Consider the following 26,940-nt stretch of genomic DNA (forward strand, 5'->3'; position numbering starts at 1 on the left):
TATAAGCGCGGCAAGGAAGCTTCATGCGCGGCGCCGATCTGCGCAAAGACGAGACTGCCGCAGAGTTGGTTCGATTCGCATATACGTTCGTATCATGTCGCCGCACATGGTTATAAGCTAATCTGCAGATGAAAAAGAGATGGACTGCACCGGCCTCACGCCGTCCCTTAAAACGAGAGGTCGAGAGGGCATTTTGCAAATTTCGCCTGTTGTTTCGATTGTCGATGATGACCAAGCGGTTCGTCATGCCCTGGACAGCCTGATCCGGTCGCTGGGTTGGCAGGTGCGCATGTATAAGTCGGCGGAGGAATTTTTTTCGTCAGGGGAGGCTGCTCACACCGCCTGCCTGATTTCCGATGTTTTAATGCCAGGGATGTCCGGTATCGAGATGTATGAGCACCTTCGTGCTCAGGGGCATAATCCACCGACCATATTTATCACCGCCTGTCCGAGCGCACCTCTACGGGCGCAAGTCGTGAGTGCCGGCGCACTCGTGTTGCTGCCGAAACCTTATGACACAGCCACTTTGACTCACTGGCTCTCGGTAGCACTTGGTAGTCCTTAGCGATGGAACGGCGCTGAGAAGAAGTCCGAATTACCTGACACGATGACGCTCAATGATGATCGCCGCGAGGCAGAGAGGGCCCTATACCGAGCGATTCGGCCTTGCGGACCAGATCCGGCATCGAGCACGCGTTCATTTTACGCATGACGTGTCCACGGTGAACCTTAACCGTGATCGCACTCAGGTTCATCTCATAGGCAATCTGCTTGTTCAGAAGACCGGAAAGCACAAAGCCCATCACTTCTTTCTCGCGCGGCGAAAGGGACTGGTATAACGCACGCAGATCGGCCAGCGCGGCTTCTGCCGCGAGCCGCTCGTTGTCTCGCGCCAGAGCCTGAGCAACGGCGTCGAGCATGTCCTGGTCCTTAAACGGTTTCGCAAAGAAGTCCTGCGCGCCGGCCTTCATTGCCTTCACGCCCATCTCGATGTCTCCGTGACCGGTCATGAATACAACGGGAATACGCATGCCGCGATTCACGATATCTTCGTGAATCGCCATGCCGCTCTTTCCGCGGAGTCGCACGTCGAGGATGAGGCAACTTGGTCCGGCGGCGGGCGGGCACCGTAGAAATTCGTCCGGGGATTCGAACGCTTCGACCCGCAGGCCGACTGAGCGCATAAGGGTGCTAAGGGAAAGCCGGATTCCCTTGTCATCATCGACGATGTAGACGACGGAGCCTTCGGTTGCTGCGGTTTCGGCTGTTTTACGGGAGTTCGTTCCAGTAGTCATTCGGCCACCTCGCGAAACCGGAACGCGGCCGCGTCCCGTTGGCATGCAATTATTCTACGCCCCCGAGCGAAGCAGGTACCACTTCTACTCTCCCCCCCCAGCAGGCAACGTGAACTGAAAGACAGCTCCTCGCGGTTCATTCTTGCAAGCCCACAACCGCCCCCCGTGCGTCTCGACGATTGAACGGCAGATCGACAGGCCCATGCCTAGGCCATTCTCCTTCGTCGTGTAGAACGGATCGAAGACGCGACTGAACTCATCCGGAGGGAGCCCCGGACCAGAATCCCGCACGACGATAGACACGCCATCCGATAAATCTACAGTTGTGCTAATCAGTATCTCACGGGGACTCGTGCTCGTTGAGCCCATCGCCTCAAGGGCGTTGACGATCAGGTTGAGCATCACCTGTTGCAACTGAACGCGATCACCCAGGACGAGAGGCAAGGCATCGCCGAGTGCCGTCAGCACTGAGACGTCGTACTTCGCCGCTTCGCCCCGCGTCAGTTCGATCACCTCGACGACCGCCTCGTTAATGTCTACCCGGTCCTTGCGTGGAGGCGCTTTTCTGACCAGGTCGCGAATCCCGCTAATGATGCCGCCAGCGCGTGTTGCCTCATAGACGATGCCATCGAGCGCCTGCCTGACCTCATTAAGGTTAGCGGGCCTCGCGTCCAGCCAGCGCGAGGCGGCCGAAGCATAGGTCGCTACCGCAGTGATCGGCTGCCTGACCTCATGGGCAATCGAGGCTGTGAGCTGCCCCATCGTCGCGGCCCGGTTAGAGTGCGCGAGCGCCATCTGCACTTCACGGTAGCGCTCCTCGCTCTCCCGCACTTCGGCTTCCGCCCGCTTGCACACGGTCAAATCAAGTGCGAAACCGACACCTTGGTGCTGCCCTACTTCGAACGTCGCCACGCCGATCAGCACGGGCGCACGGCTGCCATCCTTTCTGAAATATTCCTTCTCAAAGGGCTGTAATGTCCCTGTCGTCGTGAGCTCCGCGATTCGCTGGTTGTCGCGCTCGAGCCACTCGGGTGGGGTCATGTCGGTCCAGCACATCCGTCCCGACTCGAGGTCCTCGCGGTCGTATCCCACGATCCGGAGAAACGCTTCATTGGCCTCGAGAATCTGGCCATCGAGATGGAAAGTGAAAATACCCACAATGTTGGCCTCGACGAGACGTCGGATCCTTGCTTCGCGTTCCGCCAGATCGCGGTACAGACGAGCGTTCTCGAGGGTAATCGCGGCCTGCGAGGCCAGCAATTCGAGGACGGTTATGCGCTCAGGCGTGAACGCCTGGATGGCCAGGTTGTTCTCCAGATACAGCAAGCCGATCAATTCGGAACGGCGCATGAGAGGCAGACACAACACGGACTTCGGTTGGCGGCGGGTAAGGTATTCGTCTGCCGAAAAGGGGTTCGCTTGCGTCGCATCATCCAGCAGCACCCGCTCCTGGCAGCGCTGGACATAGTTGACGATGGAGTCCGGCAACGCCGCTTCGCGCGCGGCTGACTCCGGCGGGGCCGAGCCGTGCGACACGTCGCCCAAGTGCCGCCGGACGTGAACGGTCTGCTGCGCGACGCTCGCTTCGGCCACGAGTGCCAAGCTGGCATTGTGGGCTAGCAACAGCCGGCCGGTTTGCGCGCCGGCACTTTCGAGCAGGATGTGCATTAGCGTGTCGACAAGATCGTCAAGCACGATATGGCTAGATATGGCCTGCGAGGCTTTGGCGACCGACAGCAGATCGAGTTGCACCACATTGCCAACAGGCGTGGCGAGTCGAGACGTTGCCACTTCGCGTATTGGCGATATGCGCGCGTCGAGCTGCCTGACTTTGCCGTGTGCGCCCCAGCGCTCAAAACAGCTGCGCGCTTCGTTCAGATGGGCGCGGCCGGCGCTCGCCCATCCGCGGGCACGGCAAAATCCGGCGGCCAGTTCATGAGCGATGCCTTCGTTTTGGACAAACCCTTGATCGCTGGCCGCTTGAATGGCCACTTCGTACAGACACATCGCATCGAGGTTCCGCCCTTCGATCCGGGCGATCTCAGCCGACACCAAGGCGTGCTTGTCCGCGAACGTAGGCGGATAGGTGTCAGCCCACTCGCGCAATTGCTCCCGGTGCTCGTCGAGGAGGGCGTGCCACGCGACCTGCTCGCCAGCGGACCCGTTCTCATAGAGTGCAGCCAACGTCAGCGCCGTGTAGTAAAAATAGTCAAGTGACTGAAAGAGGCCGACCAGGACCCACAATTGCGGTTGCGCCCGTTGGGCGGCGTCGAGGGCCGCTACGTAGTCGCCTGCCAGAAATCTCGCGTGCAGTTTGAAGATCCAGTACGTGCAGACCATCGAGCTCATCCGGTCGTCCGTCAGTTGCGCCTCAAACGCCGCTTCGTCGAACTGCGAGTCGCTAAACGTGGATAATTTCGCGGTATGACCCTGCATGGTCGCAATGAAGCGTTGGTTGCACACTATGGCGTCCGCCGCGTCGAGGTACCCGGCCTTGCGCACGAAGTCGAGGCTCCGCTGCGACTCGCGCCAGACCGTTTCGAGCGGATCGCCCCGCAGTAGAAGGTCGCTGGTGCAATGGAACGCACTGTAGCAAGCCGTCGTCAGATCGCCCGTCTCGGTCGCGGTGCGAAACGCTGCCCGATGGAAGTCAATCACGGTTTCGATCGGCTGGGTCCAGAAAGCAACGTGTCCCGTTGCGATATAGACTAATGCCTTATCGACAGGGAAACCGCCCTCGCCGACCAGGTCGCATGCAAGCCTGGCGAAACGGTAACCGTCGCGGTAGCGGCGAAACACCGGGCCAAGGATAAACCCGAAGCAGGCGTACGCGGACGCACCACTCGAGCCGTGCAGCAGGCTGATGTTCACCATGCGGCACAGGTGCAGGCACAACAACTGGAAATCGATAAAGTAGGCGGATTCATACAGGGTCGAGAGAAGACGCATCGCGACCTGCAGTTCCGGATCGGTCATCAGCGGCACGTCTATTAAGCTCTCGACCGGGCGACCCGCCAGGTTGCGCCAGACCGCTTCGTATTCGGCCTCGACCTGTTCCTGAGACGGGTGCGCCGGGAGATCGATGCCGAACAGGCGCAGGCAGGTGAGCACGCTGTCGACGGCCTGCCGGTTCTCCGACTTGACGATATGCAGCCGCACCTTCATATGGCAGACGGCCGCATGATCGACTCTCGACACGCATCGCCGCAATAGCTCCTCGATGAGTTGCTCAGCCTTGTCGGCGCGACCTGTCAGATACTCACACTCCGCGCGTTCGAGCCGCAGACTGAACATCAGGTCACGGTGGCTGACCCAGTTGCCGTCGTCGAGCAGGTCCATGCCGGCCGCCAGGTACACGCACGCAGACGCATAAGCTGCCGAGGACTTAGCCCGGCGCCCGGCACTCAGGTCGAGCGCCGCGATCTGCACTTTCTCATCATGCCCGGTGAGCAGGGTTGCGCCCCGATTGAACTGGTTCGCGACATCGAACACATGCTCTGCAAGTTCGTCTGCAGTCAGGTTGGCCAGCAGCACGCGACCGATGCTTAGGTGGACGCCGGCGCGCTCCGCGTCGGGAATCAGCGCGTAAGCGGCCTGCTGGATCCGATCATGCAGGAACTTGCCGGTGCCGTCGGCAAGCACAATCAGATTTTCGCGCGCCGCGGCCGCGAGGGCTTGCTCGACCTCGACCTTGACCTCCCTCACGCCTTGCCATGCAGCGAACGCCAAATTGCCGCTGACCAGCGCGACATGGCGAAGGTCGAAAGTGTTGCCGAGGCATGCCGCCAGTCGCAAGGTTTCCTGTGCCGCGACCCTCAATTGTCGCAACTTACCCACCGTCAGGTCGACGGCGTTGCCGGCAAAATTTTTAGCCCTGATCTGATCCAGGTTCCACCGCCAGGCCCGGTGTTGCGCATCGTGCCGCAGCAACCCCTCCTGGTGCAGCACATCCAGGAACTGGATAAAGAAGAACGGATTGCCCCCTGTGCGCTCGCGAACAAGCCGCGTGAGCGGTTCGCAGGCGGCAGCAGATGGTGCACGGAGCGTGTCGGCCACCAGCCGGTTCAGATCCACGACCGACAGCGGCGCGAGCTGAAGCTCGTTCACCGATGTGCCATTCTGGCGGATCCTCTCGACGCTCGTCATCAACGGGTGCGTGGCACTCACTTCGTTATCACGAAAAGCACCCACTAGCAGCAGATAGCGTGTGTCCGGGTGTGTGATCAGGTCCTCGACGAGCGTCAGGCTAGCCGGATCGATCCACTGCAGATCGTCCAGGAAGAGAACCAGAGGATGTGCCTCGCTCGCGAACCCCATGACGAATTGCCGGAACACCACGCGGAACCGGTTTTGTGCCTTGGTCGGCGGCAACGCCGACACCGGCAATTGCGCGCCGATAATCAACTCGACCTGGGGCAGCACATCGACAATAAGCTGGCCATTGGTGCCGACCGCGGCCTGGATCCGTTGCCGCCAGCCGGCGACGCGCGCTTCGCTTTCCGCCAGTAGTTGTTGCACCAGTTCGCGAAACGCCTTGATGATGGCAGCATAAGGAAAATAGCGCTGGCCCTGATCGAACTTGCCCGAAATGAAGTAACCACGGTTCGCCACAATCGGCCTGCGCAACGCCTCGACCAGCGTCGACTTGCCGATGCCGGAGTACCCGGAGACGATCGCCAGCATGGCCTCGCCGGTGGCCGCCGTCCGCTCGAAGGCGCCTAGCAGCCTCGCTGCTTCGTGGCGCCGCCCGTAGAGCTTGTGCGGGGCATGGAAACGTACCGGGATATCTTCCCTGCCGAGCGGGAACGGCTCGATCTGACCCGAGGTCCGCCATTGCACCAGACACCGATCGAGATCGGCCTTCAGGCCTTGCGCGCTTTGGTAGCGGTCTTCTGGTAGCTTGGCCAGCATCTTCATCACGATATCCGACACCGGCTGTGGCACCTCGGGCGTGATCCCCGTCGGTGGTATCGGCATACGGGCGATATGGCAATGCGTCCATTCCAGCGGGTCGTTCGCCTGAAATGGCAGCTGGCCGGTCAGCATCCGATAGAGCATTACACCCATCGAATAGCAGTCGGTCCGATAATCAACCGGACGATTCATGCGGCCCGTTTGCTCGGGGGACACGTAAGCCCAATCTCCAGCGGGGGCGGTGACCTCCCTCGTCGGGACGGTGCTGGCTTCCTTTGCCGTCGCCATACTGAAATCCACCAGTAGAACCCGGCCAGTGCCAGGCTCGACGAGGAGATTGGCGGGTCGGATATCGCGGTGGATAACCTGCGCGGCATCGATACCCGCGAACGTATCCGCCAGATGACGGCCGATACGCAGGCAAACAGGCAGGTCCATTCGCGGCGCACGACCCAAAACGGCTTCGAGCGACTCGCCGGCGAAGTCTTCGAGCACCAGCACCGGGCCGATTCGCTCATCGATTAACGTGAGCGGTTTCGCAATCCCCGCGACGTTTAAAGATTGCAGCAGGAGGTGTTCGCGTTTCAGCAGAGCGAATTGGACTGGGTCGGCGTTTTCCGCAGGCAACTTCAACAGTACCGTCGACCCATCCGCGGAGCGTCCACGGAAGAGGTCGGAGCCCGCTGTCGCGCAGACCCGCTCAAGGATCTGACAGTTCGCGATGGCCACACCCTCTCCTTTGTGACGCCAGCGACTTGCCTACACCGGTACGTTGCGTTTTCCCTTAGTGCCCGAAACACAGGCACAGAGAAACCAGTGTGAGCATCGTGAGGGGGCCAATCACCCAGGGAGGTGCATAGCCCAATCGACGCGCGGGTTCGACGTCGACGATGGTAGATTTCTGTGGAAAATTTCTGATCTGCACTAGGGTAACCGGATGACAAAAGCAACAAAAATACTATTTAAAAATTGATGCTATGCTTTTGAGGTATAGGGGAACGAGGTCCCTCATGGAATTTCGCCATTTACGATATTTTCTCGCCGTCGCCGAGCATCGCAGCGTTGCCGAGGCCGCGAGACACTTGCACGTCGTTCAGCCAGCCTTGAGCCGCCAAATCAGGGATCTGGAAGAAGAATTAGGAGCCTTTCTCTTTGTCCGCAGCATTCGAGGTGTTGAACTCACTGCGGCGGGACGACAGCTTGTCGTAGACGCAACACGCCTGCTTGATGACCTACAGATGGCGACTGAGCGGGTCTCGCGAATAGCAAGCGGTCAACTTGGCGCTCTCCGAATCGGGGTATCTGCCAGCTACAGTTGGCACCCTTCAATCTTGCGACTACTACGCGAGTTCAGAACGACTCATCCCAATATAGCCGTTACGCTTGAGCCGGTACTCGCTATGAAACAGATCGAGGAAATTGCTGATGGCAGTCTCGACGGCGGATTTCTCGCGCTTAGGGATCGAAGCGATAAAGCATTTTTTGGGCACACCATATTTGGCGGCAGGCTGATGCTCGCGGTGCCGCGCCAAAGCAATCTTGCCCGTAAGCCGCCAGCTACACTTGCCGAACTCAAAGATGAACCCTGTATCTGGTTCGCTCGCGAAAACGCACCGTCGCACTACGATTTTTGGATTGATCAGTGCCAGCGAGCGGGGTTCGTGCCGCGCCTGGTAGAAGTGGCGGTCGATACTTCCACCATCTTGGGGTTCGTCGCTGCGGGCATGGGATATTCGATTGTGCCGGATGTATCAGAGTACAGCTGCCCGCCTGATGCTCAACTGATCAGTCATCCAGACCTGTCCAGCACCTATGAAGTTGAATTCGTATGGAGCGCGGACGCTAAAAACCCCGCACTCGATCAGTTCATCCAACATTTTAGGCCTTGATATCGCGTCCGGCGATTGCGTGTCCAGCATGCATTCGCGCCAGGTCTACGGATTCCCACTTACCTTATTTCGCTGGCCTGTGAGTCGCGCGGCAGCCGATCAGCAACGGTCGGCGAATCATCTGTGCCAGCAATACGCCCAAAAGAGTGACTCCGCCGCCGAGGAGGTGATATGCATGCAAATGCTCTCTGAACCAGCCAACCGCGATGACGGCTGTCGCGACAGGTAGCAGGTTAATAAACATACTGCAGCGGTTAGCGCCTAGATGTTTGACTCCCTGCATCCACAAATACGGCAGTACGACGGAAGCAGACATGCCTGCATATACGATCAACGGTACGCTCGCCCGATTCGGGAGCGCCGCGTGCAGCGGTAGCCGAAATTCGAAAACCAGCATGAAGCCCAGCGCGGCGATTGCCTGCAAATAGGTCGACTGCCATGACGGTAGGCCGACGTTCCAGCGTCGGAGCAACACGCCGTACAGTGCGTAAGCAAGAGCCGCAATCAGCATCAGCAGATCACCCACGTGGCCGCAGCCTGAGAGAAGCGCCGCCGGGTTTCCTGAACTGACCAGGTAGACAAGACCAACCAAGGATAGAAGGCCGCCGCATAGCATGCCCACCGTCGGGGCTTCGCGCAAAAACAGCACAGAGAGAAGCATAGTCAGAAGTGGCACAAGCGAGGTGATGACCGCCATGCTGGTCGCGGTGGTGGTTTTCGCTGCCTGATATGCCAGGCATTGAAACAGCGCCATGCCGAGAAAACCTAGAATCGCAAGTCTTGGCAATTGCGGCACGATCACGGCGCGGCTGCGCCACACCGGCTTCTGAACAAACGTGCTCATCAATGCAACAGCAAAAGCAAGTCGCCAGAACGTGATAGCCGTCGGATCGATGGCGTTGACCGCCAGCTTCGTAACCATCACGTTACCAGCCCATAGCAGTATCGCGACGAAAGGAAACAGGAAATACGGGGCAGACATGGCGGAACGTCTCCTGAAATAAGGAAATTGGAAAATGGTGTCCGCGGCGAACGAGAGCTCGCGAGGCATCGTGACTGTTTAGAATTTCCTGATGTAGAACCTTGCTGCCATTTTTTATCGGAGACTCGGGAGGGCTATTGCGGGGTCTCCGCGGGTCTTGTCAGCACCATGGAAGAACGCTGTGAGAAGTTTTCATACCAGTACGCAAGGTGGGGAGATGTCGCGCGCCATTGATCGCCTTGATAGCGGAAATCGGAAAACCCGCAAGCAGCGGCAATGGTTATCTGGGCAAGATCCGGTTCTGGCGCGAAATCCACCGCGTCTTCATTCAGCGCCACGAAGCAGCGCTGTGCCCGGACCTTCATCTTTTCGAGGAAAGCGGCGGATCGTCCCGCCGGATCGCGGAGCAGTTCCGCGCGCCGGCTGATGTGCGCTTCGAGTATGCCGTTCGCGATGGCGACTTGGGACAGGATGCGCCACCGGCGTTCGCCTGCCTGAGGAAGCAGCCGGTATTGACCATACTCAGCGTTCAGGTAATCGCAGATCACCATCGAATCCGCGAGGCTCAGCCCTTGATCCGTCACCAGCGCGGGGATGCGGCCAACCGGTGTAGCCTGGCCGAATTCGGGCGTGAATGGCACGGTGTGCGTTCCCCACGAGTGCGGCCATCGGGTTTGGATCGTGGTGACTTTGTCCTGGATGCCCAGTTCGATGATGCAAATCATGACCCGGCGGACCCAGGGCGATGCGGGGGTTGCGAATAGCTGCATGATGCCTTGGCGCGAACGAAATCGAACACGCATGATGTAGCTCCAGAGGAAAAGTGACTATCAGTATTTTTAAAAGCCCCCGTCAACGCATCCCTAACACGGTGTTAATGCAATCCTGATTGCCAGCCGCAGCGACCTGTCCGCACAATGTTCGGGTGTTCAACATACGAGCTGGCTCGAATGAAAATCATCGATGCACATTTCCATTTGTGGGATTTGAAGGAAAACTATTACCCGTGGCTAAACGACGGCAATCGATCTTCGGTCGTGCCGGACTACTGCTCGTTACGGCGTAACTATCTGGTGACGGATTTTCTTTTGGACTCAGAGGATTTCGAATTGCTTGCTGCGGTGCATATCCAGGCAGAGCACGATCCTTCTGACCATGTCCGCGAAACCCGCTGGCTGCAAGGTGTAGCCGACGATGTCGTTCGTTCCGGAGGGGTCCCTCAGGTCATCGTGGGCAATGTCGATCTGGCGGCGCCTGATGTGCGTGCAGTCCTCGAAGGCCATCGTGCATTCAGGAATACCAGGGGCGTCCGCCAGGCCTTGCATAGGCGGCTCGACGCGTCGCCCGCCTACGACCCACTGCACGACCCGGGATGGCAACGCAATTTTCGGTTGATCAAGGAATTCGATCTGACCTTCGATCTGCAATTCTTCCCCGAACAGGGAGCAGACGTGGTCCGGCTGGTGCGCGCGCACCCAGACACGCAATTTATTCTTACGCACGTCGGCAAGCCCTATGCAAACCAAGCCGAACGCCATGCGCTCTGGCGCAAGAACATGCGGAAGCTGTCCCAGCTACCTAATGTCGCGGTGAAAATATCCGGGTTCGGCATGTTCGACACCGCATGGACGCTGGATTCGATACGTCCCATTTTGGACTATACCGTTGATCTTTTTGGCTCTGGCCGGTGTGCGCTTGCCAGCAACTACCCCGTGGAGAGTATCGTCACGCCCTATCGGGAAGTCTGGCAAGACTATGTCCGATATTTCGAAGATTACAGCGCCGACGAGGTGGAAGGCCTCTTCCGTGGAAACACGCGACGCCTTTATCGGTTGGAACTGAATGGCGACATGTAGGCGAATGATTCATTCACCGCGGTATCATGACGCGCCATGAACCTACGTCTGGATCTGTTCGATCTACAACTCTTCATCCATATCGCCGATGCTAGCAGCCTGACTCAAGGTGCCAGCCGCAGCGCCATTTCCGCCGCCGCCGCGTCCACGCGGATCAGGAACATGGAGGCCACGGTTGGTGCGCGGCTGCTCAATCGCACGCCTCAGGGGGCCACGCTGACTGCGGCTGGCCGGGCACTGCTTGCGCATGCGCAGCAGATCATGCAGCAGATGGAGCACCTAAGCTTCGACATGCGCGATTTCAGCCGTGGCTTGCGGGGTCAGGTGAAAGTCTACGCGCACACGACTTCGATGACCGAATTCATGCCCCAGGCGCTCAGCGGATTCCTAGCGCAGCACCAGGACGTGGAGATCGAGCTCAGAGAGGCACTCAGCGACGATATCGTACGGGCGGTCGCTGCCGGCGAGGCGGATATCGGCGTCGTGTCCAGTCCGGTCGGAACGGGCGAATTGTGGGCCCGCCCTTTCGGCAGTAACAGGCTGGTCGTCATCTTGCCGCCTTCTTCCGAACTGGCGCGCGTCTCTTCGATCTCTTTCACCGAGACGCTCAGGCTTTCCTGCATCGCTTTGCCGGGCGACACAGCCCTACACCGGTTCATGGCGCGCGTGGCAACGCAATCCGGCGGGAATTTCCGGCCTCGAGTGCAGGTCAGCAACTTCGAGGCCGTGTGCCGCATGGTCGAGGCGGGCGTCGGAATCGGCATCGCGCCGATTTCCTCAGTGGAGCGCTACGTGAAGAGCATGAACATACGTTATATCGCGCTCGAAGATCCCTGGGCCATACGCGAGGTAAGCCTGGTGACGCAACCGCCCGACACGCTGCCGACGCTGGTGAAAAACTTGTCGGAGCACCTGGTCGGATATGCGAAGGCCAATAGTCGAATGCGAGTGGACAGATGACAATCGGACACGGCTAGCGTCGGCGACGAGGGTCGTGTGGCTCCCATTCCAGTGTGGATTCATGAGACCCGCGCCGCGTTCATAGCGACGCTGGTTGACGCGTCTGACCATCAATCAATACACCCGATGACGTGCCGGTCCGGTGCCTACAAGTCGAGAACGAGTCTCGCGCTTTTCGAGCGGGAGCAACAGACTGTCATACAGTCGTTGCGAAGATGTTCCGCATCCGTCAAATACACATCCCGATGATCGGGTTCGCCCTGCAACACCCGCGTCAGACACGTTCCGCAGACCCCCTGCTCGCAGCTGACTTCCAGAGCGACACCGGCTTCGCCCAGAACCTCCACGATACTTCGATCCGCAGGAACCGTGAGGATCTGCCCCGTGCTGCTTAGTTGTACCTCGAAGGATTCCTCTGCAGACGCGGCGGTTGATGTCGATGCAGCGAAGAACTCTCGATGCAGCCGCGCTTCTGGCCAACCCCGTTCGCGCGCATTCTCCAGAACATATCCAATGAACGGCGCAGGTCCGCAAACATACACGTGCGCGTCGTCGTCCGAACTCCCCAATGCCTGCCGGATCTCAAGCCGTTGTTCTGGAAGCCCGTCATCAAAATGAAGATGCACATGAGCCGAAAATGACGATTTCGTCATGCGCCGGACAAAGGCGGCACGAGCTGCCGTGCGCACGCAATAGTGCAACTCAAAGGGCTTTCCCGAATCACTGAGATGTTCGGCCATGGCCAGTATCGGCGTCACGCCGATTCCGCCTGCAAACAGGATGTAGCGGCTTGCAGTGGGATCAAGCGCGAAGTGGTTACGCGGCGCTCTGATCCGGATTGTGTGACCGGCCTGAATGCTGTCGTGCACAGCTTGTGAGCCGCCACGCGATGACGGCTCCCGCAGCACACCGATCACGTAGCGATGGCGCTCGCGCGGACTGTTGCAAAGCGAATATTGTCTTATCAGGTCAGGTGCGACTTCGACATCGATGTGTGCGCCAGCCGTGAACCCGGGGAGCTCCCCGCCCTCCCTGTCCACCAGCTCAAGACGGACAACGCCATCCGCCTCGAGTTCCTTGGCCGAAACTTCTACTTCAATCCACGACTCATTCATTTACGACGCTCCACCATCCCATCACTATCACTCTTCGCCTCAAGGTCCAGAAGCCGCTCGCGCGCCCTGCGGACCCGCATTGCAGCTGCGTCACATGTCAGCAGCACCGGCTTCATTTCTTCTAGCGTGCGACCGTCCATATTCCTCTGGACGCTCGCGATCATTGGCTCATCCTCCGTGGCGAACGCCTGACGGATAAACTCCGCCAGTTCGTGCGTCATGGCATCATCGTCGCGACGATAGTTACGCAGATGTATAAAGAAGTAGTAACACCGGTTAGCGCTCGACGGCGTCACTACCTGCAAGGAATCAATCTGAGCTCCGTGATAACGTCCCTGTCCGGCCGGTGCGTGCCCAGATGTGAGATAGAAGTTCGCTGGCGCATCCCAACGGATGTCCAGCCAGTAATCTACGACGTCGTCCTTCGAGCACCCACCTGACATCGAAAAGGATGGCGCGGGCTTTGTGTTTGGCGCCATCCGCATGCTCCATATCGAGTTGCCATCCTCACGTACTTCCGTCTGACCAGGGACGAGCCCATCAGAACCCAAGGTATTCTTGTGCGTAAAGGCAACGTGACTCAAATCCATCAGGTTGTCTGTCATCAACTCATAATTCAAGGGCATCTCCATCGTTTGCCCACGGGTGTACGTAAACTTTTCGGGTTGATTCAACTCCGGATAACGAACAATGGTGGACTCATCGGCGAGTTCGGCTGCGCCCATCCAGATCCACACGATCCCGTCGCGCTCCGCCACCGGGTAGCGCCTGACACAAGCCGCTTTGGGAATGGTCGCACTGTGGGGATTGTGAACACATTGCCCCGAAGGTGCGAATCGCAGACCGTGATAGAGGCATTCGATGGTGTCGCCAACCACTGTGCCCATGCTAAGCGGAGTAAAGCGGTGCGGGCACACGTTTCGCAGAGCCGCCACCTCACCCTCGGAGGTACGAAACAAAACGACGGGTTGGTCGATGATGAGCCGTTCGAGAGGCTCTTGCAAGACATCCGCAGACCACGCGGCAAAGTACCAGACGTTCTGCAAAAACCGCGTATTCGGCTGCCCGTTCTCCTTCGAATCAGAACCGACAACTTCGAGTTGGACAGGGTTCTTTTGTACGGTCGACATCACGCTATCTCCTGTATTTGATCTATTCGTGCGAGGAAGCGCCCCTCGCGTTTCAAGCATTGTCCGGACAAATTTCGCCGGTTAATCCTATGTATCAATACTAGACCTGCGTCCGGCCGAACGCTTATCGGATCGTCTAACGCGTTGCCCAGGTCTTTCCCGAAGTCCGTTATGTTTTACACCGTGCTCTCCGCATAGGTCTCAGCAACAAACCTGTTAGTCGTCACGAGCCTGGAGTTTTCACTTACGTCCTTAGAAAGCTGGACGTTGAGATAAAGAAAGACGGTGGCAATACCACATACTCACGCCCAGTATCTAACGGAGGTCATGTGCCGCATTCACCCCAGGAAAAAAATTTTCTGCTTACCCGCGTCAGACGCTTGCGTGGGCAGGTCGAAGCGCTTGAGCGGGCGTTGGAGGCGAGTGCTGAGTGCGCGGCGATTCTGCAGCAGATCGCCGCAGCGCGCGGCGCGATCAATGGCCTGATGGCCTGCGTGCTTGAAAGCCATTTGCGCGAGGAGTTTTCTAACGCGACCAACCGCCAGGACGGCGCCAATGCATCGATCAACGGCGTTATCAATCTCGTTCGCACCTACCTGCGGTGATGATGTGCAGCCCAGTCCGTCCAGATACTCATATCGCCTGTCTTCGTCGTCCAATTGAGAGAGCTGTCATGAAATCACGTGCTGCAGTTGCATTCGCGCCAGGAAAGCCCCTTGAGATCGTCGAGATCGATGTTGCACCGCCAAAGAAACGCGAAGTATTAGTAAAGATCACTCACACGGGTGTATGCCATACAGACTCCTTCACCTTGTCGGGCGACGACCCAGAAGGCCTGTTCCCCTGCGTGCTCGGGCATGAAGGTGCAGGCGTCGTCGTGGAAATCGGCGAAGGCGTCACATCTGTCAAACCTGGCGATCACGTGATTCCGCTGTACACGGCCGAATGCGGCGAATGCCTGTTCTGTAAATCCGGAAAGACGAACCTGTGTGTCGCCGTGCGTGCGACCCAAGGCAAAGGTGTGATGCCCGACGGTACAACCCGCTTCTCCTATAACGGCCAGCCGATCTACCACTACATGGGCTGCTCAACCTTCAGCGAATACACCGTAGTCGCCGAGGTCTCGCTGGCGAAGGTTAACCCCGCTGCCAACCATGAACAGGTTTGTCTGCTGGGGTGCGGTGTAACGACGGGTATCGGCGCGGTGCACAACACCGCGAAGGTTCAACCGGGTGACAGTGTCGCCGTGTTCGGACTTGGTGGAATCGGCCTTGCAGTAATTCAGGGAGCGCGTCAGGCCAAGGCCGGGCGCATCTTTGCGATCGACACCAACCCCTCGAAGTTCGATCTCGCGAAAGCCTTCGGCGCTACCGATTGTGTCAACCCGAAAGACCATGAAAGGCCGATTCAGCAGGTGATCGTCGAAATGACCGGCTGGGGCGTCGATCATTCGTTCGAATGCATCGGCAACGTCAAAGTCATGCGTGCCGCGCTGGAGTGCGCGCACCGTGGCTGGGGACAGTCCATAGTCATCGGCGTCGCGGGGGCCGGTCAGGAAATCTCGACGCGTCCGTTTCAACTGGTGACAGGCCGTACATGGAAAGGCACAGCATTTGGTGGCGTAAAGGGGCGCTCACAACTACCAGGCATGGTGGAAGACGCCATGCGAGGTGACATCCAGCTCGCCCCATTTGTCACGCACAGATTGCCGCTTGATCAGATAAACGAAGCATTCAACCTGATGCACGACGGCATGTCGATTCGCACCGTGATCAACTATTAGGACACGACCGTGCGCAGTCATTGGCGTAGCGTTGTTGCGCCGATTCCTATTCTGAAAACATTGGAGAATTCAAAATGAGCACTGTGGCAATCCACCCGTCAGTCGATACCGGTATCAAGAAGGGTACACCCGGCTTCGCCGGCGGTACCCTCCATTGCAATTGTCAGAAGGACAAAGTCGAAGTCCGGATAACCAGTAACGTGGCACACAACCATGCTTGTGGTTGCACCAAGTGCTGGAAACCCGCTGGCGCCGCTTTTTCGGTAGTGGGAGTCGTCCCGAGAGACAAGGTCGAAGTCACGGCTCACCCGGAAAAGCTGCAGGTAGTCGACGAGAACGCCGCTATCCAGCGCCATGCCTGCAAGGCGTGCGGAACTCACATGTATGGTCGGATCGAGAACCGCGACCATCCTTTCTACGGTCTCGACTTCGTGCACACCGAACTGTCCAACGACAAAGGTTGGGAGGAGCCACGTTTTGCGGCATTCGTCTCGTCGGTGATCGAAGGTGGCGGCGCAAAGCCGGAACAAATGGATGACGTTCGAGCCAGACTTACCGAGCTTGGGCTCGCACCGCACGACGCACTCAATCCTCCGCTAATGGACGCGATAGCCGCGCACATCGCAAAGCGCAGTGGTGTGCTGAAGTAGCAAAAAAGCCAGGGCGGATCGTTCATACCGATCCGTCCGCTATTTATAGGAGTCGCAATGGAACGGATAGAACACCGTGCCTGTTTTGACGGATGGCAGGACGTATACCGGCATGAGTCGGCCTCGCTCAACTGTTCAATGAACTTCTCTGTGTTTCTCCCGGCGCTGGCATCCAGGAAAAAACTACCCGTACTGTACTGGCTCTCCGGTTTGACTTGCACCGAGCAGAATTTCACCACGAAGGCCGGAGCTCAACAATACGCGAGTCGCCATGGCGTCATCATAGTCGCTCCGGACACCAGCCCTCGCGGGCAACAGGTTGCTGACGATATGGGTTATGACCTTGGAAAAGGTGCAGGCTTTTACGTCAATGCAACCCAGAAACCTTGGGCAGCCCACTACCGGATGTACGACTACGTTGTCACGGAACTTCCCGAATTGATCGAATCGGAATTCCCTGCTTCAGAAGCCCGCTCCATAAGCGGACACTCGATGGGCGGCCATGGTGCAATCGTCGTGGCGCTGCGCAATCCGGGCCGCTATCGCAGCGTTTCGGCATTCTCGCCGATCGTCGCTCCCGCCCAGGTGCCATGGGGCAAGAAAGCATTCGAGGCGTACCTGGGTCCAGACCGTACAGCATGGAGGCAATACGATGCGTGCGACCTCGTCAGGTCCGCGGCAGAGAAGCTTCCGCTACTGGTTGATCAAGGCGCTGCAGATGAATTTCTTGAGACTCAGCTCAAACCTCATCTGTTAAAGGCTTCCTGTGAAGCCGTCGGCCATCCCCTGACACTTAGGCTCTATCCTGGATTCGATCATAGCTACTACTTCATCACTACCTTCATTGGCAATCATATTGCGTTTCATGCTAAAGCTCTCCATGGATAGTCGATTTACACCCGCAGAATTGTCGGACGCTGACACATGGAGACGATGCTGGTCGTAGTACGACCCAACACATTATTGACATGTTATGGCACCGATGAGTTACCTTTTCATCGTGATCCCTCGGTCAAAGTCGCACCGGACTTTTGCGGCGGTCTCATTTCCGATACTTTGAGGCTATAGGTAGTTCAGACGGCATTAAGGCGCGTTTCACTCGCTCCCGTATCTGCATACCGGCACGTAGTGCAAGCGCGGCACGATATGGCAATGACAACACTTGCGTCTTGTCTCTTGGAATGCGTTATCAATAGGCCTTCGCTTTTCGCTACCATCGCTGTTGCGAAAAGATACCACCGACAGGAGAAGCCATATGGCTTTCGACGAGCGAACCCTCAATGGGATGAGCGTACTTGCTGCAGTGGCCAATAGCGGCAGCTTTGCTGCCGCCGCTGAGGCGCTAAATATGTCGCAGCCCGGCGTCAGCCGTGCGATCGCGCGACTCGAGGGTCGGCTTGACGCGCGTCTGTTCGACCGTCATCCTCGTTCCGTAACCCTTACGGACGAGGGACGTCGCCTTTACGAACAGGTGGTGCCGCTGCTCACCGCACTGGAGGAGGCCGCTGAGTCAGCTGCCTGCAGCAAGGAGACCGTGCGTGGACGTCTGCGAGTGAACGTTCACCCTTTCTTCTCAAACCTTATTCTTGGACCACGCCTAAGCGAGTTCCTCAAAGCCCATCCCGAACTCAAGCTTGACCTGGTCACACGCGACCAACTCGGCGACACCGTCTCTGAGGGCTTCGATCTCGCCATCCGTTTCGGCGAGCCGAAGTCCTCGTCCATGATAGCTCGCAAGTTGCTCGAAACACGAATACTCACGGTGGCGTCGCCTTCTTACCTGAAAGAGCACGGCCGCCCGCGTAGCCCCGATGAGTTGCGTGGCTCCTCACATATTTGCCTGAGATATCGGAATCCTGAGACAGGCCTGCCATTTAAATGGGAGTTCCATCGCAATGGCACGCAAATGGAGCTTTATCCCGAAGGCCAATTAATGGTTAATGATGCAGGTACGATGCATGCGGTATGTTTGGCTGGATACTGTATCGCCCAGGTCATGGAGCTGGGCATTGAAGGCTTGATTGCAAGTGGGCGACTTGTCAATCTGTTCCCCGACTGGTGCGACGAACGCTGGCCTCTCTATGTGCTGTATCCCTCTCGAAATCATATGCCCGCGAAGACGAATGCGTTCCTCGACTTTATCTCGTCGATCGTCGGTAACCCTCGTTGAACCGCCATGTCTGTACGGCGCTTTGAGCAGAGCCGCTATCCCTGCCTCACTAACGTCTGCCAGCAGGCTCATTTGTTCCTCGCACTCGGCCAGACCTACGACTACGAGGCTTGCGTGCGTGTTAAAGCGAACCTTCGAAAGCGCGCCTGAGCCGCCGCACCCCCTCCCTGATCAGTACTTCGCCCGGAGCGGCATACGACAAACGCAGTGACGAAATGTCGGGCTGGTCAGCAAAAAACACCCTTCCTGGAACGTAAACAACGTCATTTGCAATCGCCTTAGAAAGAAGCGCCGAGGTATCACTTCCGGATCGCAAGCGTGCCCACAGAAACATTCCGCCCATTGGGCGATCAAAGACGATGCCGTCACTAAATTCCTGCTTTAGTAAGTCACACAGCACATCACACTTCTTCCCGTACTCGTCAGCAATTTTTTTCAGATGAGGTCTGAGGGCCCCACTTTTTAGATACTCGGCTGCAACGGCCTGCATCCAGGTGGAGCTGCATAGATCGGCGGTCTGCTTCGCAATGACACATCTGCGCACGATATCAGCCGGTCCGATTGTCCATCCCACCCGCAAGCCTGGCGCCGATATCTTAGACAGACTCCCCAGATGGACCACCCAGTCTCGAGCACCTTCGACGCGACCGGAGAGACTGAGCAAGGAAGGGATAGGCTCACCATCAAAACGCAACCCGTGATACGGATCATCTTCCACGATTACGAACTGATGCTTAACAGCCAGTTCAAGCAGTTCGATCCTTCTCTCCAGGCTCAGCGTAAGTCCGCTTGGATTCGAAAACGAAGGCACGACGTAGAGCAATTTCGGCTTTGCCTTTAGAGTATCCGATTCGAGGAGTAGTTTTAGCGCAACCGTATCCAGTCCGTCGCTGTCCACAGCGACTCCGGTGACCGAGGCCTGTTGCAGCCTTAGTGCTTGCAACGTGGCGGGATAGGTACGCTCTTCGACATAAACCACATCACCAGACGACACAAATGCTCGCAACAGGAGATCGAACCCTTGTTGAGACCCCGTGGTGACTATAACCTCCGAATCGTCGCGTCTAATATCATCTTCTTCCACAAACCGGAGAATTTGTTCCTTTAACGCGGGCATTCCTTCGGTCGCACCATACTGCAGGCACGCCACTGGATTTTCGAACGCTATTTCACTCGCGCGTTTAAATCCCTGGACGTCGAACAGATCACTCGCTGGAACTCCGCCTGCAAACGAAATCATTCCCGGTTGGTTCAGATATCTTGAAAGCTCGCGGATGGGGGAACCCGTTGGTTGTTTAAAAACTGGCGCAAAATCGTACATTTTTTTCCTCGAAGCCATGCAACGCGATCACTGAAGAATGAGATCAAGTTCTTCTCAACGGTTGGCTTGTTGTTCAACACACGTGGCTATCCAGGCGAAGTCAGGTCCAGTGTTTCAAAACGCCCATTCAAAACCACTTCGCTTATGGCGCGGCCAGGTCTGCAATCTGAGACCACAGCAATACGCGTAACGAGACCTGCACAAGCAATGGCCGCTGCCCTATCTCAATCACGCGTCCACTACTTGATAGACCGACAGGTTTTCACTGACCTGCTACAGCTCATAAGAAACTGTCCCTTCCAGCCGCCGGATCATGGCCCCATACTGTTAAATTTCATACACCTTTGTTGGTTGATGTCACAACGACCCATTGACCTTGCTTCACTTGGTAAAGTGTTGAAATTGCTGTTTTGATATCGCCATTGGCAAGGAAGGCAATAGGACCGGTGATCCCAGTGAACTGGATTTTCTTGATTGCTGCGTTGATATCGGCCGGCTCCGTCGAATTGGCTGCTTCTATGGCGTGAATCAGCACGCTGGCTGCGTCATAGCTAAACGGGCCATAGGGGAGCAGGTCAATATCATAGGTTTTTCGGTATTTCGCAACAAACTCTTTGCCGTTCGGCAGCGATTGCAGCGGTAAACCGTAGTCCCAAACAAATGCGCCTTCCGCAGCATCGCCAGCGATCTTGATAAAGTTTGCATCTGCGACGCCGCCGCCCGCAACGAACGTCGCCTTCATTCCAAGCTGACGCATGCGCTTTACGACCATGGCAGAAGGCGTGTCACCACTTCCTGCGAAAAATAGCAGATCTGCACCTGTACTCTTGATTCTCGTCAACTGGGCGCTGAAATCCACTGCCTTATCGTTTGTGTATTCGCGGCTGACAATCGTTGCGCCGCTAGCCCGCGCCGCCTTTTCAAACTCGTCAGCTTCCCCAGCCCCGAAGGCAGTGCGGTCGTCCAAGATTGCAATCCGCTTCGCGTTGCCCGCTGTCGCGGCCCATCTACCAGCCGTGCCGGCATTTTGTGCATCGGTCGGCATAACCCGATACACCGTCGACAACCCCCCTTGGGTAATGCTCGGGTTAGTCGCAGCTGGCGAGATCATTGGAATACCAGCCTTTGAGTAGATTCGTGAAGCGGGAAGTGTAGTGTCAGAGGTGAAGTGCCCGATCACAGCAACAACTTTCTCGTCGACCAATTGTTGAGCGACCTGAACAGCAATACGAGGATCGCCCTGATCATCAGCGGAGACCAGTTGCAGCTTGATGGGCTTCCCGTTGATCGACAGCTTCTTCGCGTTGGCTTCGTCGATAGCGAGCCGCGCGGAGTTTTCACAGTCTTTGCCGTAGCCAGCATAGGGGCCTGTCATAGGCGCCACTAACCCGATCTGAACAACCGTCTCTTGCGCGTTCGCGTAGGCGGACAAAAAGAGAGAATGAGCAAGAAGTGCGGAGCTGGCTGCAAGACACCGCATACGAAATTTTAGCGACTTGAACATTTTTGCGAGTCCTCGGTGATCCTGAATATGGGAAGTCCGTTTGAGTCTCAGATTGAGCAAACGGGGCTACGGACCCGCTCAAGGTCCCATATGCGACCTTAGGTTTCATATCGGACGCACAGCCTAATTATAGACCCCGATCTTTTTTAGAAAGAACAAAAATCTGCGTACTTAGCGCAAACCCTAGTGCTGCACCTCGCACTGGCCCGGACGTCTCTGCCGTCGACTTAGCATCACGCGTGGCGTTCTCTACGAACCATGGGGCGCACCGAAAGCTTCGACGCAGCGTTTCGGGAGGTATTCCATACGGAATCCTGATTGCGTCCTCTTCCGCAATTCCGTCACGGCTCAGCCGTTCCCGTGGAACTCCACCGTCGCGGCAGAACCATGATCGTACTGTCAGACCTTTCGATCATCGTAGCTGCATACATATTCGACAGTCTCAAACAGCGTCCCATCTATCTAGCTCTCGCGTTGAACACTAAATGAACCCCCGGCGCGATACTCGCTCCAATCATTTCTACCGACCGCCCTAACCATGCAATGACCAGCCAATACCTCAATTACATCGTCAACAGTCGCCGGAAGCGTCATTAATCCGGGCAAAAGAACGCCGAGTGTTTTCCTCATTCCATCCGCAAAAAGATAGTGTGAGACATACATTTTTCACCATATTTATTTGCCATTTTTTGATGATTAATACTCCTACGTACTGCATATCATTTTATATTTTCCCCACCTCTCCAGAGCCTCGCCTCACGCCAAAAAATAAGCGACTGCAATCTCACTCGCGACATCACCAGCGACGATGATATTTTGAAATCTGAAAGCGGTGGACAGATGCTTAGGTCAGGTTGCTCCGCTCGCGCCAGTCCACCGGCGCAAGCGCGTAGAAAATGGTCGCGCCGCGGCCTTCGTAACGAACTGACGTACCTGCGGGAATCCAAAGCACATCGCCCGGTCTTGTCTCATAGGCATGCTCACCGACGCGCAGCGTAAAAGCCCCGTCAAGCGTAAAAATCAATTCGTCGTAGTGGACCGTCCATTCGACAGAGACATTGTCGAAACGCGCGAGACCCGCACCCATGGTTTTGCTTAGTTCAGGACCGACCAGGCGTGCGATCGACGCGGATCCGCTACCTTGTTCGCCGAACGGTTCGAAGGACACAGTGTCACGTTGAAAATGAATGACTTCGGACATGGACATCTCCATCGTTGAGCGGCTGTACACAGTCGCCGAGGGTTTGCAAAAGGACGATTTTTCATCTTCCAGTGGAAGCAAAACAGCCGTGCCGTAATTGCGAAACGCGAACGGCCTTCATACCTGGGGCTGTTGACGGATAGTGCTCCTGTCATTTCATCCCCTTTGTTGTCGATTCGATGTCTTCTCGCTCTGCGACCTTGCTTTTATTTTGAAGCACCAAGTGCAGCTTCGCGAAATGAGCTAAGAGTTGCGAAAGGAGTAATTGCTTCGGGATCAATCAGACAGTGCAGGATCGCGGGCTTTCCGGAGGCGTATGCCCGATCCCACGCGCCTTCAAATTCTTCGGTGGTTTCGATGCGTTCGCCATAACCTCCGAAAGCCTGCGCGTATGCGGCGAAGTCCGGGTTACGTAATGTGGTGGCGACAACCCGGCCAGGATAGTTTTTCTCCTGATGCATCCGAATCGTGCCGTACATGCTGTTATCCACCACGATAAAAATGATGGGAAGTTCATATTGCACCGCGGTCGCAAATTCTTGCCCGTGCATCAGAAAGCAACCGTCGCCAGCGAATGAAACGACGGTTCTGTTACTGTGAACACGTTTCGCAGCGACCGCTGCGGGTACGCCATAGCCCATGGAGCCGCATGTAGGAGCGAGCTGCGTTCCGAACTCGCTGAACCGGTAAAAGCGATGCACCCAGATCGAGTAGTTTCCCGCGCCGTTGCAAATAACCGCATCAGCGGGAAGTCTTTTTTGGAGAAACTCGATGATCCGCGCCATTTGGAGTTCACCCGGAGACTGGATCCTGCTGAGGTCACTCCATCCTTCGTAATTCGTACGCGCAAGCTGCGTGGAAGACGCCCATAACGGCTGCTCAGGGGTGGCCAGCCTTGCAACCGCGGCGGCGAAGGACCTCGGCGATGCGTTGATGGAGAGTGTCGGCTGATAAACGCGCCCCAGTTCGTTAGTGTCCGGATGCACGTGAATGACATTTTGCGCAGGGGTCGGAATTCGTAAAAGCGTATAACCCTGACTCGCTGCTTCGGACAGTCGGGTGCCGATCAGCAATACGAGATCTGCCTCTTCTATCCGGGCCACCAGCTTTGGATTCGCTCCGAAGCTAAGATCGCCGATGAAATTGGGATGTGTTGCTGGAAAGAGCATCTGCCGACGATACGAAACCGCTACAGGGAGGCCATATCGTTCGCTAAATCGGACAAAGTTGGACACAGCCTCGGCGTCCCAACCGCTGCCTCCGAGAATCGCGACGGGACGCTCGGCCGCCCGCAAATGTGCATCGAGCGTGGCAACGTTCGCTTCGCCGATCAACGTCTCGACCGGCGTGAACGGTTGAGGATCTAATGCGATGGCTGTCTCTGCAAGCATATCTTCGGGCAGCGCGATCACTACAGGTCCGGGCCGACCAGAAGTCGCTACATGGAATGCACGAAGCACAATCTCGGGGATCCGGGAAGGATCGTCGATTTCTGTAGCCCATTTCGCAAGGTGTCCAAACGTCGCCCGATAATCAACCTCCTGAAAAGCGTCGCGGCCGCGGGTTTTGCGTTCGACCTGGCCGACGAAAAGGATCATCGGGGTGGAGTCCTGCTGCGCGATATGAACGCCGGCCGCGGCGTTAGTGGCTCCTGGCCCACGTGTAACGAAACAGATTCCGGGTCGTCCCGAAAGTTTTCCATGTGCCTCCGCCATCATGGCGGCACCTCCCTCCTGCCGACAAACCGTAACCTCTATGGGCGCGTCATGCAGTGCATCAAGCGCGGCAAGATAGCTTTCGCCGGGAACGCAAAAAAGGTGTTTGACACCGTGAAGTACCAGCTGATCAATGAGGATTTGCCCGCCAGTTCGCGGCGTTGAAAGAGAACATTGCATGAAATGCCGTCCGATACAGTTTGTGTGAGACGCTAGGGATCGTGTTCTGCTTCAGGGTGTTTGAGATCGGGAGTGCGCTGCTTCAGCAGGTATAGTTGAGGCCCATTCGGCCACCGTCTGCAAAGATGACTTGCCCTGTAATGTACGAAGACTCATTGCTCGCAAGAAATAGAGCAATAGATGCAATTTCCTCTGGCTTGCCAAGGCGGCCCATCGGTGTGCGAGACATGATTTTTGCCGCGGCGTCCGGGGACGACAGCACCGTGTTTCGCACCAGCTCAGTTTCAATCGTGCCAGGGCCAATCGCATTCACGCGGATGCCGTGAGACGCGAGCGTAACCGCCATATTTCTGGTCAACTGGTTAATTCCGCCCTTCGAAACGTTATAAGCAAGTAACGAAGGAATCGTCATCACGGAATTGACTGATGACATATTGATGATGACACCAGGGCTTTCTCTTGAAAGCAGGTGGCGCGCCACTTCCTGACTCGCGATGAACGCCGATTTGAGATTGATGTTCAGGGTGCGGTCGAATACCTCTTCGGTGATTTCGAGCAGATCCTGCGGTGTTGCTACCCCTGCGCTGTTGAGCAAGATGTCAACTACGCCCATGGTATCTATCGACGACTGCACCAAGGCCCGCACCTGCTTCGCATCACCCGCATCGGAGGGGAAAAACGTCGCCTTGAAACCTTGTCGCTGCAATTCGTTTGCGAGAGCCTCACCAGAATTCTCGTTGATATCTGAAAAGCAGACTTCAGCGCCTGCCAAAGCAAATCGCTCTACGCACGCTCGCGCGATGCCATTCGCACCTGCAACTACGAGTGCCTTCTTGCCTTCGAGCTGTTTCATTTGCGTACTCCCCGATTCGTGAGAAGTGCTGGCACCCTACGCGCGGACGCTACTTAAGATGCAAGCCCACCAATACTAAAGTGACCGCAGCCTACGTTCCGCTACGCCGCCCTGCATTGGTCCGATATGGGACATTACGTCCGTATGAAGACCATTCTATTGTTCCAACTCTTTGATGTCAACGAAACCTGGCTGTGGGGATTGGCCAGCCCACGGTAGTCGTGCGAGGTGGGCGTCCAGGTTTCGTTGGGTTATTCAAGTCACCTAATACCGTGAGATGAACGGCAGGTATTTCAGGAGGTGTTAATGAGGGAAGCAGACCCAAGGCGGAACTCGTGTTGAGCGGGTTGGAGTGCAGTGCCACCTCGTTCACGTTCGTTTGCAACACTTATCGAGAAGTGGCTTTGACGGGGAATGTGTCGCGACCCTTGCCGCTCAGCTGGTTTCAGTCACGCCGGACGTGGCACAAGCGCGCCGAGAACCGCATCCAGTTCAATCTGACCGCGGATGATTTCATCGGGGTGATTTTCGAAATCAATCCAGTCTTCGTTGAGTCCATCGAACATGCGTATCCGTGACAGCGGATGCTTCATGCCTTGCGAGCGGAACAGCGCGTCCCAGGTGTCCCGGCCGATGGCTTCGGCGCGTACCGGGCGGTGAAGCACACGGGCAAAGGCCAAGGCGAGGTCGTTAGGGCTCACTCGGCGTGGACCTTCGAGTTCGACGATACGCACGCCGCTCCATGTTTGCTGGAGCAGTTCAGCCGCAACGCGGCCTACATCTCTGATGGAGACCATCGGCAAGGGCTTGTCCAGCGGCTGCAGGTAACTGGCGATGACGCCATCGTCACGAGCAGACGCGACATCCCGCGCGGCGTTTTCCATGAACCAGCACGGTCGCAGGAATGCTACCGGCACAGGCATGGTGCGCAACGCCTGCTCCATCATCGTGTGTTGTGTGAGCAGATTGCTCTCACTAGCTTGCGCACCGATCGTTGACAGACAAACCACTTTTTCGGGCCGCGCCTTCAGAATCGAGGCGGATACGGCGTCGCTAACTGCGCGCGCCTCGGGGAACCCCGGTGTGGGGTCGAATTCCGAAGGGGGCAGGATGAAAACGCCAACCGCGCCATCGAACGCGGCGGCGAGCGCGGTAGCGTCGTCCATGCGGGCAGTGGCAAGCTCGCAACCGCGCTCCGTCCACGAAGCGGCTCGTGCGATGTCACGCACGATCCCTCGCACGGGGAGACCTGCCGCTATAAGTTCGAGGGCCAGCGCGCTACCGACCTTACCGGTGATTCCCGTGATTGCATACACTGCTCATCCTCCTCGCGTGGATAATCATGATGGAGCCGCACTGAAGTACAAGCCGTCCGGTGTTCCTTCGCGCCGACGTGGCTCCCCGAAGTGAACCGTGCAAAGA

The 26,940-nt window shown here is 57.1% G+C and carries 22 protein-coding genes; 9 read left to right on the forward strand and 13 right to left on the reverse strand.

What is annotated here, in order from left to right; translation table 11 throughout:
• Positions 1 to 139 precede the first annotated feature (139 nt).
• The gene (locus tag BUS12_RS15065) at positions 140 to 565 is read left to right on the forward strand and encodes a response regulator transcription factor (RefSeq protein WP_083640395.1); all 426 of its coding nucleotides are present in this window, start codon (positions 140 to 142) and stop codon (positions 563 to 565) included.
• 49 nt (positions 566 to 614) lie between these two features.
• On the opposite strand, the gene BUS12_RS15070 is transcribed toward BUS12_RS15065, so the two are convergent.
• Together BUS12_RS15070 and BUS12_RS15075 are read right to left on the reverse strand one after the other, a co-directional pair.
• Complete coding sequence (locus BUS12_RS15070) at positions 615 to 1,295, reverse strand: response regulator transcription factor (RefSeq protein ID WP_074267538.1); 681 nt, start codon at positions 1,293 to 1,295, stop codon at positions 615 to 617.
• Between the two features lie 84 nt (positions 1,296 to 1,379).
• Complete coding sequence (locus BUS12_RS15075) at positions 1,380 to 6,938, reverse strand: trifunctional serine/threonine-protein kinase/ATP-binding protein/sensor histidine kinase (RefSeq protein ID WP_083640396.1); 5,559 nt, start codon at positions 6,936 to 6,938, stop codon at positions 1,380 to 1,382.
• A gap of 281 nt (positions 6,939 to 7,219) precedes the next feature.
• Between BUS12_RS15075 and BUS12_RS15080 the strand changes: the two genes are divergently transcribed.
• The gene (locus BUS12_RS15080) at positions 7,220 to 8,098 is read left to right on the forward strand and encodes a LysR family transcriptional regulator (RefSeq protein ID WP_074267537.1); all 879 of its coding nucleotides are present in this window, start codon (positions 7,220 to 7,222) and stop codon (positions 8,096 to 8,098) included.
• Positions 8,099 to 8,162: 64 nt separating this feature from the next.
• On the opposite strand, the gene BUS12_RS15085 is transcribed toward BUS12_RS15080, so the two are convergent.
• Both BUS12_RS15085 and BUS12_RS15090 read right to left on the reverse strand, forming a co-directional pair.
• A complete protein-coding gene (locus tag BUS12_RS15085; RefSeq protein WP_074297544.1) occupies positions 8,163 to 9,080 on the reverse strand; it encodes a DMT family transporter in 918 nt (305 codons plus the stop codon).
• Positions 9,081 to 9,214: 134 nt separating this feature from the next.
• Entirely contained in the window at positions 9,215 to 9,883 is a 669-nt protein-coding gene (locus tag BUS12_RS15090) for a glutathione S-transferase family protein (protein WP_074267535.1), read from the reverse strand.
• 147 nt (positions 9,884 to 10,030) lie between these two features.
• On the opposite strand from BUS12_RS15090, the gene BUS12_RS15095 reads away from it, so the two are divergent.
• Positions 10,031 to 10,936 (forward strand): amidohydrolase family protein, encoded by a 906-nt coding sequence (locus tag BUS12_RS15095; RefSeq protein ID WP_074296369.1) that lies wholly within the window; start codon positions 10,031 to 10,033, stop codon positions 10,934 to 10,936.
• A gap of 36 nt (positions 10,937 to 10,972) precedes the next feature.
• Positions 10,973 to 11,896 carry a LysR family transcriptional regulator gene (locus BUS12_RS15100; RefSeq protein WP_074296370.1) on the forward strand — a complete coding sequence of 308 codons (924 nt, stop codon included), beginning with the start codon at positions 10,973 to 10,975 and terminating at the stop codon, positions 11,894 to 11,896.
• A 146-nt stretch (positions 11,897 to 12,042) separates the two neighbouring features.
• On the opposite strand, the gene BUS12_RS15105 is transcribed toward BUS12_RS15100, so the two are convergent.
• Positions 12,043 to 13,011 (reverse strand): PDR/VanB family oxidoreductase, encoded by a 969-nt coding sequence (locus BUS12_RS15105; protein ID WP_074267532.1) that lies wholly within the window; start codon positions 13,009 to 13,011, stop codon positions 12,043 to 12,045.
• Positions 13,008 to 14,141: an aromatic ring-hydroxylating oxygenase subunit alpha gene (locus BUS12_RS15110; RefSeq protein WP_167379438.1), complete on the reverse strand. Its 1,134-nt coding sequence runs from the start codon at positions 14,139 to 14,141 to the stop codon at positions 13,008 to 13,010. The genes BUS12_RS15105 and BUS12_RS15110 overlap by 4 nt, the downstream gene beginning before the upstream one ends.
• Before the next feature lie 329 nt (positions 14,142 to 14,470).
• Between BUS12_RS15110 and frmR the strand changes: the two genes are divergently transcribed.
• The 5 genes from frmR (at position 14,471) to BUS12_RS15135 (ending at position 18,744) form a co-directional block, all read left to right on the forward strand.
• The gene (frmR, locus tag BUS12_RS15115) at positions 14,471 to 14,746 is read left to right on the forward strand and encodes a formaldehyde-responsive transcriptional repressor FrmR (protein ID WP_074267531.1); all 276 of its coding nucleotides are present in this window, start codon (positions 14,471 to 14,473) and stop codon (positions 14,744 to 14,746) included.
• A gap of 68 nt (positions 14,747 to 14,814) precedes the next feature.
• On the forward strand, positions 14,815 to 15,924 hold the full coding sequence (locus BUS12_RS15120) for an S-(hydroxymethyl)glutathione dehydrogenase/class III alcohol dehydrogenase (RefSeq protein ID WP_074267530.1): 1,110 nt from the start codon (positions 14,815 to 14,817) through the stop codon (positions 15,922 to 15,924).
• A 74-nt stretch (positions 15,925 to 15,998) separates the two neighbouring features.
• Entirely contained in the window at positions 15,999 to 16,574 is a 576-nt protein-coding gene (gene gfa / locus BUS12_RS15125) for an S-(hydroxymethyl)glutathione synthase (RefSeq protein ID WP_074267529.1), read from the forward strand.
• 57 nt (positions 16,575 to 16,631) lie between these two features.
• Positions 16,632 to 17,462, forward strand: coding sequence for an S-formylglutathione hydrolase (gene fghA / locus BUS12_RS15130; protein ID WP_074267528.1), 831 nt, complete (start codon positions 16,632 to 16,634; stop codon positions 17,460 to 17,462).
• A 367-nt stretch (positions 17,463 to 17,829) separates the two neighbouring features.
• Positions 17,830 to 18,744, forward strand: a complete 915-nt coding sequence (locus tag BUS12_RS15135; RefSeq protein WP_074267527.1) for a LysR family transcriptional regulator — start codon at positions 17,830 to 17,832, stop codon at positions 18,742 to 18,744.
• Between the two features lie 121 nt (positions 18,745 to 18,865).
• On the opposite strand, the gene BUS12_RS15140 is transcribed toward BUS12_RS15135, so the two are convergent.
• The 7 genes from BUS12_RS15140 to BUS12_RS15170 form a co-directional block, all read right to left on the reverse strand.
• Positions 18,866 to 20,065 (reverse strand): aminotransferase-like domain-containing protein, encoded by a 1,200-nt coding sequence (locus BUS12_RS15140; protein WP_074296371.1) that lies wholly within the window; start codon positions 20,063 to 20,065, stop codon positions 18,866 to 18,868.
• A 334-nt stretch (positions 20,066 to 20,399) separates the two neighbouring features.
• Positions 20,400 to 21,569, reverse strand: coding sequence for a branched-chain amino acid ABC transporter substrate-binding protein (locus BUS12_RS15145; RefSeq protein WP_074267525.1), 1,170 nt, complete (start codon positions 21,567 to 21,569; stop codon positions 20,400 to 20,402).
• Between the two features lie 462 nt (positions 21,570 to 22,031).
• Positions 22,032 to 22,232, reverse strand: a complete 201-nt coding sequence (locus BUS12_RS39375) for a pyrimidine/purine nucleoside phosphorylase (RefSeq protein WP_367117615.1) — start codon at positions 22,230 to 22,232, stop codon at positions 22,032 to 22,034.
• Positions 22,233 to 22,413: 181 nt separating this feature from the next.
• Positions 22,414 to 22,770 carry an AraC family ligand binding domain-containing protein gene (locus BUS12_RS15155; RefSeq protein ID WP_074267524.1) on the reverse strand — a complete coding sequence of 119 codons (357 nt, stop codon included), beginning with the start codon at positions 22,768 to 22,770 and terminating at the stop codon, positions 22,414 to 22,416.
• A gap of 206 nt (positions 22,771 to 22,976) precedes the next feature.
• On the reverse strand, positions 22,977 to 24,665 hold the full coding sequence (locus tag BUS12_RS15160; RefSeq protein WP_074296372.1) for a thiamine pyrophosphate-binding protein: 1,689 nt from the start codon (positions 24,663 to 24,665) through the stop codon (positions 22,977 to 22,979).
• 82 nt (positions 24,666 to 24,747) lie between these two features.
• Positions 24,748 to 25,518 carry an SDR family NAD(P)-dependent oxidoreductase gene (locus BUS12_RS15165; protein ID WP_074267523.1) on the reverse strand — a complete coding sequence of 257 codons (771 nt, stop codon included), beginning with the start codon at positions 25,516 to 25,518 and terminating at the stop codon, positions 24,748 to 24,750.
• Positions 25,519 to 25,967: 449 nt separating this feature from the next.
• The gene (locus tag BUS12_RS15170) at positions 25,968 to 26,834 is read right to left on the reverse strand and encodes an NmrA family NAD(P)-binding protein (RefSeq protein ID WP_074296373.1); all 867 of its coding nucleotides are present in this window, start codon (positions 26,832 to 26,834) and stop codon (positions 25,968 to 25,970) included.
• Between the last annotated feature and the right edge of the window lie 106 nt (positions 26,835 to 26,940).

It is taken from the genome of Paraburkholderia phenazinium, assembly GCF_900142845.1.
Lineage (GTDB): Bacteria > Pseudomonadota > Gammaproteobacteria > Burkholderiales > Burkholderiaceae > Paraburkholderia > Paraburkholderia phenazinium_A.

Bases quoted from the DNA above. Each gene is read 5' to 3' on its own strand.
- BUS12_RS15065 (WP_083640395.1), top strand. From the start codon at position 140: ATGGACTGCACCGGCCTCACGCCGTCCCTTAAAACGAGAGGTCGAGAG.
- BUS12_RS15070 (WP_074267538.1), bottom strand. From the start codon at position 1,295: ATGACTACTGGAACGAACTCCCGTAAAACAGCCGAAACCGCAGCAACC.
- BUS12_RS15080 (WP_074267537.1), top strand. From the start codon at position 7,220: ATGGAATTTCGCCATTTACGATATTTTCTCGCCGTCGCCGAGCATCGC.
- BUS12_RS15085 (WP_074297544.1), bottom strand. From the start codon at position 9,080: ATGTCTGCCCCGTATTTCCTGTTTCCTTTCGTCGCGATACTGCTATGG.
- BUS12_RS15090 (WP_074267535.1), bottom strand. From the start codon at position 9,883: ATGCGTGTTCGATTTCGTTCGCGCCAAGGCATCATGCAGCTATTCGCA.
- BUS12_RS15095 (WP_074296369.1), top strand. From the start codon at position 10,031: ATGAAAATCATCGATGCACATTTCCATTTGTGGGATTTGAAGGAAAAC.
- BUS12_RS15100 (WP_074296370.1), top strand. From the start codon at position 10,973: ATGAACCTACGTCTGGATCTGTTCGATCTACAACTCTTCATCCATATC.
- BUS12_RS15105 (WP_074267532.1), bottom strand. From the start codon at position 13,011: ATGAATGAGTCGTGGATTGAAGTAGAAGTTTCGGCCAAGGAACTCGAG.
- BUS12_RS15110 (WP_167379438.1), bottom strand. From the start codon at position 14,141: ATGTCGACCGTACAAAAGAACCCTGTCCAACTCGAAGTTGTCGGTTCT.
- BUS12_RS15120 (WP_074267530.1), top strand. From the start codon at position 14,815: ATGAAATCACGTGCTGCAGTTGCATTCGCGCCAGGAAAGCCCCTTGAG.
- gfa (WP_074267529.1), top strand. From the start codon at position 15,999: ATGAGCACTGTGGCAATCCACCCGTCAGTCGATACCGGTATCAAGAAG.
- fghA (WP_074267528.1), top strand. From the start codon at position 16,632: ATGGAACGGATAGAACACCGTGCCTGTTTTGACGGATGGCAGGACGTA.
- BUS12_RS15135 (WP_074267527.1), top strand. From the start codon at position 17,830: ATGGCTTTCGACGAGCGAACCCTCAATGGGATGAGCGTACTTGCTGCA.
- BUS12_RS15140 (WP_074296371.1), bottom strand. From the start codon at position 20,065: ATGTACGATTTTGCGCCAGTTTTTAAACAACCAACGGGTTCCCCCATC.
- BUS12_RS15145 (WP_074267525.1), bottom strand. From the start codon at position 21,569: ATGTTCAAGTCGCTAAAATTTCGTATGCGGTGTCTTGCAGCCAGCTCC.
- BUS12_RS39375 (WP_367117615.1), bottom strand. From the start codon at position 22,232: ATGTATGTCTCACACTATCTTTTTGCGGATGGAATGAGGAAAACACTC.
- BUS12_RS15155 (WP_074267524.1), bottom strand. From the start codon at position 22,770: ATGTCCGAAGTCATTCATTTTCAACGTGACACTGTGTCCTTCGAACCG.
- BUS12_RS15160 (WP_074296372.1), bottom strand. From the start codon at position 24,665: ATGCAATGTTCTCTTTCAACGCCGCGAACTGGCGGGCAAATCCTCATT.
- BUS12_RS15165 (WP_074267523.1), bottom strand. From the start codon at position 25,518: ATGAAACAGCTCGAAGGCAAGAAGGCACTCGTAGTTGCAGGTGCGAAT.